The organism is Virgibacillus sp. LDC1, from assembly GCF_025792345.1.
Lineage (GTDB): Bacteria > Bacillota > Bacilli > Paenibacillales > Paenibacillaceae > Paenibacillus_AQ > Paenibacillus_AQ lautus.
Map to the genome: position 1 here is coordinate 4,472,942 of NZ_JAOXLZ010000001.1, position 8,148 is coordinate 4,481,089.

At 48.8% G+C, this 8,148-nt stretch carries 8 protein-coding genes, 16 tRNA genes and 1 rRNA gene; all 25 read right to left on the minus strand.

Annotated elements, in window-relative coordinates; translation table 11 throughout:
- Positions 1–81: 81 nt before the first annotated feature.
- A complete protein-coding gene (locus OHJ21_RS20500; RefSeq protein WP_486020984.1) occupies positions 82–930 on the minus strand; it encodes a YwmB family TATA-box binding protein in 849 nt (282 codons plus the stop codon).
- Positions 931–1,235: 305 nt separating this feature from the next.
- Complete coding sequence (locus tag OHJ21_RS20505; RefSeq protein WP_036644768.1) at positions 1,236–1,886, minus strand: response regulator; 651 nt, start codon at positions 1,884–1,886, stop codon at positions 1,236–1,238.
- The gene (locus OHJ21_RS20510; RefSeq protein WP_326096191.1) at positions 1,864–2,937 is read right to left on the minus strand and encodes a sensor histidine kinase; all 1,074 of its coding nucleotides are present in this window, start codon (positions 2,935–2,937) and stop codon (positions 1,864–1,866) included. The genes OHJ21_RS20505 and OHJ21_RS20510 overlap by 23 nt, the downstream gene beginning before the upstream one ends.
- Positions 2,938–2,978: 41 nt before the next feature.
- Complete coding sequence (liaF, locus tag OHJ21_RS20515) at positions 2,979–3,623, minus strand: cell wall-active antibiotics response protein LiaF (RefSeq protein ID WP_100539267.1); 645 nt, start codon at positions 3,621–3,623, stop codon at positions 2,979–2,981.
- Positions 3,624–3,793: 170 nt separating this feature from the next.
- Entirely contained in the window at positions 3,794–4,480 is a 687-nt protein-coding gene (locus OHJ21_RS20520) for a PspA/IM30 family protein (protein WP_100539268.1), read from the minus strand.
- A 1-nt stretch (position 4,481) separates the two neighbouring features.
- On the minus strand, positions 4,482–4,961 hold the full coding sequence (locus OHJ21_RS20525; protein ID WP_100539269.1) for a PspC domain-containing protein: 480 nt from the start codon (positions 4,959–4,961) through the stop codon (positions 4,482–4,484).
- Positions 4,962–4,963: 2 nt separating this feature from the next.
- Complete coding sequence (locus tag OHJ21_RS20530; RefSeq protein ID WP_100539270.1) at positions 4,964–5,641, minus strand: PspA/IM30 family protein; 678 nt, start codon at positions 5,639–5,641, stop codon at positions 4,964–4,966.
- 68 nt (positions 5,642–5,709) lie between these two features.
- Entirely contained in the window at positions 5,710–6,009 is a 300-nt protein-coding gene (locus tag OHJ21_RS20535; protein WP_127593521.1) for a hypothetical protein, read from the minus strand.
- Positions 6,010–6,238: 229 nt separating this feature from the next.
- A tRNA-Leu gene (locus OHJ21_RS20540) sits at positions 6,239–6,318 on the minus strand.
- A gap of 8 nt (positions 6,319–6,326) precedes the next feature.
- Positions 6,327–6,403, minus strand: a tRNA-Arg gene (locus tag OHJ21_RS20545).
- Positions 6,404–6,415: 12 nt separating this feature from the next.
- Positions 6,416–6,489: transfer RNA gene (locus OHJ21_RS20550), tRNA-Cys, on the minus strand.
- Between the two features lie 11 nt (positions 6,490–6,500).
- A tRNA-Gly gene (locus tag OHJ21_RS20555) sits at positions 6,501–6,575 on the minus strand.
- Positions 6,576–6,590: 15 nt separating this feature from the next.
- Positions 6,591–6,665: transfer RNA gene (locus OHJ21_RS20560), tRNA-Gln, on the minus strand.
- 16 nt (positions 6,666–6,681) lie between these two features.
- Positions 6,682–6,757, minus strand: a tRNA-His gene (locus OHJ21_RS20565).
- A 24-nt stretch (positions 6,758–6,781) separates the two neighbouring features.
- Positions 6,782–6,855, minus strand: a tRNA-Trp gene (locus OHJ21_RS20570).
- 6 nt (positions 6,856–6,861) lie between these two features.
- Positions 6,862–6,946 (minus strand) — tRNA-Tyr (locus OHJ21_RS20575).
- 4 nt (positions 6,947–6,950) lie between these two features.
- Positions 6,951–7,026, minus strand: a tRNA-Thr gene (locus OHJ21_RS20580).
- A gap of 22 nt (positions 7,027–7,048) precedes the next feature.
- Positions 7,049–7,124, minus strand: a tRNA-Phe gene (locus OHJ21_RS20585).
- A 68-nt stretch (positions 7,125–7,192) separates the two neighbouring features.
- Positions 7,193–7,269 (minus strand) — tRNA-Asp (locus OHJ21_RS20590).
- Between the two features lie 30 nt (positions 7,270–7,299).
- Positions 7,300–7,376, minus strand: a tRNA-Met gene (locus OHJ21_RS20595).
- Positions 7,377–7,463: 87 nt separating this feature from the next.
- Positions 7,464–7,539 (minus strand) — tRNA-Val (locus OHJ21_RS20600).
- A gap of 174 nt (positions 7,540–7,713) precedes the next feature.
- A tRNA-Glu gene (locus OHJ21_RS20605) sits at positions 7,714–7,788 on the minus strand.
- A 16-nt stretch (positions 7,789–7,804) separates the two neighbouring features.
- A tRNA-Ser gene (locus tag OHJ21_RS20610) sits at positions 7,805–7,896 on the minus strand.
- Between the two features lie 5 nt (positions 7,897–7,901).
- Positions 7,902–7,977, minus strand: a tRNA-Asn gene (locus tag OHJ21_RS20615).
- A gap of 72 nt (positions 7,978–8,049) precedes the next feature.
- Positions 8,050–8,148, minus strand: a 23S ribosomal RNA gene (locus tag OHJ21_RS20620); the annotation flags it as partial.

The window sequence follows — 8,148 nt, forward strand, 5'->3', positions numbered from 1 at the left end:
GATGTGATGACATTTTAGCATATTCATTTCAAGTATGCTATCTCAATCCGCATTTTTTCATCGGAGTTTCAGAAATCATTTTCAATATTCTATTGTAATGACGGGAAATCCGATCGTTATTCTACTACTTTTCTTCATCGAATCTTCATGCACTGCGATCTGCATATGAATCGGCGTGTCGCCACTTATCACAGAAGCATGCAGTGAAGGAACCTCATATGAACGGCTTCGTGTGTTGTCATCAGCATAATCCTCAACGGAGCGAAGCGGGAACTTTTGGGCTATACTCTCTTCTACCTGAGCCATCGTCCCATCAACGCTTGCGGTTTCCGATGCATACCCTTGAATGGACGCATTCCATGTGTTCGGTATGCCTGCTTGCTTCATCATCTCTTGAATCTGCTGCTGTAATGCGATCATTTCCCGGGTCTGCCCAGCCGCTTCTCCGACAAGCATAGCTCTGACATAACTATGGCCCGCCTTCGTGAGGGCCCAATCCAGATGGACGGATACACCGGAGAGCACGCCTTCTGCTTGGAACACTTCATTTCCCTGAAGCGGGGACGTCGTAATCCCCGAGAGCCCCATGGTACGAGCCAGCTGCTCAGCTGCTGTCTTAGCTTGATCTTCTGGTATGGAATTTATCATTTCACCTTGAATTTTTACCGTGAGCATGGCCGAAGCTTCCATATGCTCTTGCCCAAGCGCTGCCAGTAGCGTTAAATCGCTATCTGCAGCTACCCCGGTTCCAGTTGTTCCATCGACACCCTTTTCTCCTGTTCCACTTGAAACTGAAGTTGACGCTTCTATCACATGCGGAACCGATTCGTTTCGCTTGCTTTCCGTTGTTCCCGCAAAACCCGCCATCATACCTGCTGCCCCGCACAGCAACAACATCATCACAACGATCTGTAAACGCATCTTCCGCATGGTCAGTCACGCCTCCCCGTTCGAATCTATCAATCTAGTAAAAAGGATGGCCTCGTTACCGCAGATTTATACCTCGCTTGTTAAAAAGAGCCTTCACCGGGCTTTATGTAAACATTCTTGCTTCCCCGTCCCTAAATAAAAAAAGCTCCCGATCCGGGAGTCTTTAAGCCTGCCTCTCATGGTTACATGGATATGTTTATAACTCACGCATCGCATCATGAATCTGCTTTTGTACCACGCTCAACGTCTCAGCATCTTGGATCTGTTTATGTCACGATCATCGCATAAAAAAGAGCCGGCATTCCTTACTCAGCCAGCCCATTTTTATAAGCGTAGATGGCAGCCTGGGTTCGATCCTCTACCCCCAGCTTGCCTAAAATATTCGTTACATGAAACTTCACGGTTTTAATGCCGATAATCAAATCATCGGCAATATCCTGATTCGACTTGCCCTGCGCCACCAGTCGGAGCACTTCCATTTCCCGGTCCGTAAGGTCGTTATGCGCCGGTGCTTCATTTTGCGGATGCCGGAATCGATTCATCATCTTGGAGGCAACCTGCGACTCCAGCACCGACTGCCCGCGTGCGGCTGCACGTATAGCATCAGCTACTTCAGAAGCACGGGATGTCTTCAATAAATAACTGAACGCACCTGCTTCAATAACCGGATACATCTTCTCATCGTCCAGATAGCTGGTCAGTACAATGACCTTAAGATTCGGAAACTGATTCATCAATTGGCGCGTCGTCTCGATACCATCCATCCCGTCCATCACCAAGTCCATCAGCACCACATCAGGATGATATTCCTGCGCTAAGCGTATCCCTTCCTCGCCGCTGCCCGCTTCACCCACCACCTCGATGCCGTCCTCTGTACCAAGCACAGCCGCTAAACCGATCCGGACCATCTCATGATCATCCACCAGCAGCACCTTAATCGGCGTTTCCATCTCCATCCCCCCGTTTACGTTCATCATTTATGAGTGGCACAACGATCTCAATTCGAGTCCCTTTACCCGGTGCTGTTATGAATTGTACCGAGCCCCCGATCTCCGTCACCCGTTCCTGCATCGTCGATAGACCGTAGGAAGTCTGTTTCTTATCGTCCAGTTCAAACCCGATCCCATCATCACGCAGCATCACCCGAACAGTGTTCTGCCTGCGATGAATACGGATGTCCATCTTCTCCGCTTTGGAGTGCCGAAGCGTATTTGACATCGCCTCCTGAATGATACGGAACAGATGATTTTCGATCCCTTTAAGCAAATGTATGTCATCGTCCATTTCAAACGTAATTTCCATAGGTACTTTAATCCGCAATTCCTTGATCAGATCCTTCAGCCCTTGCTCCAGTGCTTTCCCTTCGAGATAAACCGGCCGCAGATGAAGAAGAAGCGCCCTCATCTCGGACTGGGCCACAGCCGACATTTCCTCGATCAGAGCCACCTGGCGCTGCGCTTTGTCAAAATCCTTATCCAGCGTCCTGCCCACAGCGGTTGCCGTCATCGAGATGGCAAACAGCTGCTGAGAAACCGCATCATGGAGCTCGCGCGCCAGACGCTGCCTCTCTTCCACAATTGCTGTTACCCTGGCCTGCTCGGCAAGCTGGGCATTGTTCGTTGATAACCGCTGCAGGGAAGACACTTGATCCTCCCAGCGTTTGCTGATCTTCACCAGCTGTTCTCCAAGCCGGCCCACTTCGTCTTCGCCGATGTCCGGCATCACATCCGTAAGGCTGCCTTTTTCCCAGTTTACCAGCGTTTCCCTCACGAGATCGACCCTCCGTTTTACCCGGTATCCCTGGAAGAAGCCATAGATTGCTCCCAGCCCAATCGGCAGCAATACCAGGGTAATGCCGGCTTCGATCCGGTTCTTCCACGTCTCAAACGGTTGAAGATAACCATATGTATATAATAAATATAGGACAACCAGCATGACAACCAATCCCAGAAGGGTCCCCTCACGCATACTTCGGGTAATCATATTTGCTTTCTTTTCCGTTTCCACGGGGCAACCCTCCTGAATGGTTTACACAAAACATACGTTGATTATGTCATTCTTATATTCAAATCTCCGCCCAAATAAGAAACAATAAATTTCACTTTATATTCACTGGTCTCATAATTGGGTGATTGATACCGCACGCGGTTTAATATGCCGGTTTCCTTCCGGTCGTCCATATGAATCGAGCCAAACAGGATCGATGCTTCGATCTCCACTCCATAATAGTCCGGGATCATCAGATCAATATCCCCCAGTATCCCATGGAACATAAGGACCGTTTGGCGTTCCTCCGGAAGCGCCAGGGATAGATCCACATCCGCCTCTCCAAGCACATGCCACACACTCAGACTGCGCATCACCCACGGAGCCCGGTCCCAATCAAAGTTGGACATAAAGTTCTGCTTCTGAATGTACTTTGTCGTCGTATGGGCTCGCTTCGACTTGCCATAAAAAATACCCAGTGATATCAAGCTGATGCCGATAATCAACATGAGATGCTCCAGCAGCAGCAGTACGGCACCTACTCCGAGCAGAATGTATCCCTTCTTCAAATGGCCTTGTCTGACCTGAAGGACACCTGCGAACATGAGTATCAGGGCGACAATGGTGAAGAAACCAAGCCATCGGCCGAAAAGCATAATAATACCCAAGCTGATTAAACCAACTGCTATCCAGCGGTTTCTGTCCATGTCGCACCTCCTTGATGACCAAGATATAAGCTCGGAAAAGCCATATCAGTGAGACGTTCCCCACTGTATGGCTTTGCCTGTACTATACGACAATCTCATTCGTATAGCATATCATATGAACATGGTGTTCGAATACGGTTTAATCTTATTTTGCTGACTTGCTAGAGGAATTACTCGGACTTCGAAGAATTCCCCATTTTGTTTTTCAAAGCTTGCAGCTGCTCATCCACCTTCAATTGCTTCTCAGCATCTACGGGGCTTGTGTATACTGCGTTGTTAGGACGATATGGGGCGCGAAGCACATCGGCTTCTGCTTCCATTTGCATGATTTTTTCCTCCATGCGGTGGAAGCCCATCGAAGCACTGCCGCTTTCGATCGTGTGCAGGCTGCTCACTTGAGACATTTGCTTCTTCGCTTTAGCCATTTGAGCACGGGCTACGAGCTCATTACGCTTGTTGCGCATTTTGTAGAACTCGTCTTTCATTTCATGCAGCTGAGCTACAAGCTCTTTCGCTTGAGCCTCGGATTGCAGGTGCAATTCCACGTACTCGGTTTCTTTTTGATCGAAATAGATTTTTTCTTCAAGCAGCTTGCGAGCCACTTCTTCTTGACCATTTTTCAGAGCCAATTCAGCTTGAGCTTCACGTTGTGCCGCCATCTTCACAGCCTCATCGACGCGCTGCTTCATACGACGCTCGTTAGCCATTTGCTTCGCAACCGTTACCTCTGCTTCGTGAATTTCTGCCTCCATGTCGCGCAGGTACTGGTTCAACATTACGATCGGATCCTCTACTTTATCCAGCAGTTCATTCACCGATGCTTTCGTCATATCCTTAATTCTTTTAAATACTCCCATGTTATTTATCTCCCTTCTCATAGTTCGAAAGTTTTTTCTTTAATTCTTCGATTTCTTTTTGCATGGCTTTTCTCTCAATATCCTTCATCATCGCATCCAGGTCGGAATCCGCTGGCGCGTTGTTTCTTGTGCCATTGGGACGGTCATATTTGGGACCAAAATTTCCATGCTCATTAGGATAGCCTTGACGTCCATAAGCATCGTTATAGCTGTTGTAGCCTGGTCCAGGGCCCGGATGATCGTTATAACGGTATCCGCCACCATGTCTTCCCTGTGGACCGTACGGATCGTGATAATACGGCTCCTTAGGTACTACAAGGGATGCAATCAGATAGATCAACAGCGTTGTACCGCCTGTGAAAAAGATACTGACTACAAATATGACTCTAAGTAGGGTAGATTCGACTCCGAAATGATCGGATATACCGCCGATCAACCCTGTGAACATTTTGTCTCGGGTGGAACGGTACAATCTAGTCATGGTTACTCCTTTCCGCTGTTATTCAGCTTCTGCTTCAGGCGGGCAAGTTCTTTTTCTAATACAGTGGAGACCGATTCACCAGCCTGTTCCATGTATTCCTGCCCCATGCGCCGTAAATCGCGAAGACTTCTGGCTTCGAGTTCCCAGTCGCTGATACGGTCTTCGAGGCGATTGAACATCTTCGGTACGTCATGGCCGCCGCCGTAGGAGCCCGTACGTTCATTCATTTTCTGCTGAAGACGAAGGGTTTCCACTCGGGCAACATAATATTGGCGTTTGCTGTATACCGTCTGATATTCCATCCGCAGCTCGCCGAGCTGCTCCTCGATTTCTTTTAGCGACTCCAGGCTTGAGGATAACAGGCCTTGATACTGCTCGATCTTTTCCTCATAGATCAGCTTCTCCTGCAATGCCAGCTTGGCAAGATGTTCTTCGCCGGCCTTCAATGCAAGCAGCGCCTGCTCTTCGCGTTTATAGCGCATGGTTTCCGCTTGATCCACCTGCTGCTTCAGCTGTCTGGAATGTACTTGGCATTGCTGCTGCAGCTTCTCAGCCTCTGCAATGTCCTGTCTGGTTGAATGTAGGAACTGGTCGATCAATCGAACCGGATCCTGGCTCTGCTCGAGCTTTTCATTCAATGTTGCTACGGTTATGTCTCTTATCCGCCGGAAAACACTCATATTGGCTTAGCCCTCCTCATCTATCATGATCTGTTGTTCATGCATGTTATTTAATGTAGTGGTTTTTATCAATAACGGGGTCTGCCATTCTTCAATCGGGACACCCCGTAGATGATTAAGATAACTCCAAGGATCGGACCGATCAGCCAAGACAGTTTACCCATCAACCAGATCACACCGATACCGAGAATAACCCATCCCATCAAGGTGTTACCTCTCCGGATCCCGTAGTATCCCAACGCGACCATCAGTATTGGAATTAAAAGACTGAACAACCATCCAAGCAGAGGACCGAATACTCCCAGGAGAACCAAGATCCCTAAACCAATCAACAGGATACTCATTCCATTTCCTTTTGAATTTCTCATTTATACACCGCCTTTCTGTTGTTTGATCGTTGTTTCATTTGTTCAACCTTATGACTCTATTCTAGGTAATTTCGAGTTTCACTAAAACGGCCTGGGGACGGTTTTTAGACCTAGACCTAAGGCGGGGCCTCCTACAGACCTACGTCCAACCCTGCACTGGATCTCTATCGATCTAGATGCAACAAAAAAAGGAATGCAGACGTTGATAGTCTACATTCCTTTTGGATGATGCCGGTGAAGGGACTCGAACCCCCACGGTTTCCCTCACGATTTTGAGTCGCGCGCGTCTGCCAATTCCGCCACACCGGCTTACATAATGGCGTGCCCTAAGAGATTCGAACTCCTGACCTTTTGATTCGTAGTCAAACGCTCTATCCAGCTGAGCTAAGGGCACATAGTTTTGTTATGGAGGCGCCACCCAGATTCGAACTGGGGATAAAGCTTTTGCAGAGCTGTGCCTTACCACTTGGCTATGGCGCCAGAAATAAAAATGGAGCGGACGACGGGAATCGAACCCGCGACCCTCGCCTTGGCAAGGCGATGCTCTACCGCTGAGCCACGTCCGCAAACATAAAAATCAATGGCTGGGGATATAGGATTCGAACCTATGCATGACGGAGTCAAAGTCCGTTGCCTTACCGCTTGGCTAATCCCCAATATGATTTTGTAATATGGGGCGATCGAGGGGAATTGAACCCCCGAGTGCCGGAGCCACAATCCGGTGCGTTAACCACTTCGCCACGACCGCCATATTAAAACACTGTGATACGATTGGCAGGGGCAGCAGGAATTGAACCCACACTAACGGTTTTGGAGACCGCTGTTCTACCTTTAAACTATGCCCCTAAAAACTGGTGGAGGATGATGGATTCGAACCACCGAACTCGAAGAGAGCAGATTTACAGTCTGCCGTGTTTAGCCACTTCACTAATCCTCCAGAATGGTGCCGGCGAGAGGACTTGAACCCCCAACCTACTGATTACAAGTCAGTTGCTCTACCAATTGAGCTACACCGGCATATAAAGTTATAAAACGTACATGGTGGCTCGGGACGGAATCGAACCGCCGACACGAGGATTTTCAGTCCTCTGCTCTACCGACTGAGCTACCGAGCCTTAAAGCTCTTCGCGAACTTTGACGGAACCCATATCGGATACTCATCTCATCCCAAAGTTGTAAAGAATGGCGGAACTGACGGGATTCGAACCCGCGATCTCCTGCGTGACAGGCAGGCATGTTAGGCCTCTACACCACAGTTCCACGAGGCATTATCGCTATCGCGATATAAATTGGTTGCGGGGGCAGGATTTGAACCTACGACCTTCGGGTTATGAGCCCGACGAGCTACCGAACTGCTCCACCCCGCGTCATTATAAGAATTGCTTGTATAGGATCCCCGAAAAACAATCGGAATTACCTGCGAAGCATGAGCTTCACTTCTTGGGGATGATTGATGGTGGAGGCTGAGGGGATCGAACCCCCGACCCTCTGCTTGTAAGGCAGATGCTCTCCCAGCTGAGCTAAGCCTCCGTAACAAAGCGACTTTTATCATATCAAAATCTGATATAAGAAGCAAGTGTTTTTTAAGAAAGTGGTGACCCGTAGGGGATACTCTCACTTCGTTTGAGACTGCGAAGCCTCTGCTTACGAAGTTATCCTCCGACGAACCGACGGGATTCTCATCCCCTGATGCAATTAAGATAGTGGTGACCCGTAGGGGATTCGAACCCCTGTTACCTCCGTGAAAGGGAGGTGTCTTAACCCCTTGACCAACGGGCCTTGCTTGAAATAATAGTGGCGGAGAGAGAGGGATTCGAACCCTCGAGACGCTTTTGGCGCCTACACGATTTCCAATCGTGCTCCTTCGGCCAACTCGGACACCTCTCCATAAATGGCTCCCCGAACAGGACTCGAACCTGTGACAACTCGATTAACAGTCGAGTGCTCTACCAACTGAGCTATCAGGGAACATTATTCAATTCAAGTGATTGATCACCTGAAAACTAGATACGAAACGAATTTGCAGCACATTGAAATATGTTGGATAAGCCCTCGACCGATTAGTATTGGTCAGCTCCATGCATTGCTGCACTTCCACCTCCAACCTATCTACCTCGTCGTCTTCAAGGGGTCTTACTA

Coding starts and splice junctions, on each gene's coding strand:
- OHJ21_RS20505 (WP_036644768.1), bottom strand. CDS start 1,886: ATGGAGATGGAAACGCCGATTAAGGTGCTGCTGGTGGATGATCATGAG.
- OHJ21_RS20500 (WP_486020984.1), bottom strand. CDS start 930: ATGCGGAAGATGCGTTTACAGATCGTTGTGATGATGTTGTTGCTGTGC.
- OHJ21_RS20520 (WP_100539268.1), bottom strand. CDS start 4,480: ATGGGAGTATTTAAAAGAATTAAGGATATGACGAAAGCATCGGTGAAT.
- liaF (WP_100539267.1), bottom strand. CDS start 3,623: ATGGACAGAAACCGCTGGATAGCAGTTGGTTTAATCAGCTTGGGTATT.
- OHJ21_RS20530 (WP_100539270.1), bottom strand. CDS start 5,641: ATGAGTGTTTTCCGGCGGATAAGAGACATAACCGTAGCAACATTGAAT.
- OHJ21_RS20525 (WP_100539269.1), bottom strand. CDS start 4,961: ATGACTAGATTGTACCGTTCCACCCGAGACAAAATGTTCACAGGGTTG.
- OHJ21_RS20535 (WP_127593521.1), bottom strand. CDS start 6,009: ATGAGAAATTCAAAAGGAAATGGAATGAGTATCCTGTTGATTGGTTTA.